This window comes from Photobacterium sp. R1 (assembly GCF_054600795.1).
The window spans coordinates 1-417 of record NZ_BAAHZP010000124.1; the positions used below are offsets into that span (position 1 = coordinate 1).

1 protein-coding gene is annotated in these 417 nt (G+C 54.0%); it reads left to right on the forward strand.

The window, feature by feature from the left end:
- On the forward strand, positions 1–417 hold a 417-nt coding region (locus tag ACYP03_RS24275; RefSeq protein ID WP_459782407.1), incomplete at both ends, for an EamA family transporter.

Sequence of the window (417 nt, forward strand, 5' to 3'; positions counted from 1 at the left end):
TGGCTATGGGCGCTGGCATACCCTGTTCCTATCTGGCAAGGCATTGCGCTGCTGATGACATCGCCTTTGTTCGCTACCGTAGGCTCGGGTTTATTGCTGAAAGAAAAGGTCGGCTTTGTACGCTGGATGGCAACGCTGGCTGGCTTCGCTGGTGCGATGATCATCCTTGAGCCGTGGGCTGACAATTTCAATTTAGCCTCATTGCTGCCTATTGGCGCCGCTTTCTTCTGGGCGAGCTATTCTCTGATGGTGAAGAAGATGTCGCACCACGACTCACCGACGACTATGGTCGTCTACCTGCTGGTGCTGATCACACCTTTTAACCTTTTTCTTGCGGCGCCTGATTTCACTCTGCCTGTTGGCCAACACACCTGGGTTCTGCTGGTCGGTGCCGGGTTATTTACCGCACTCGCTAAC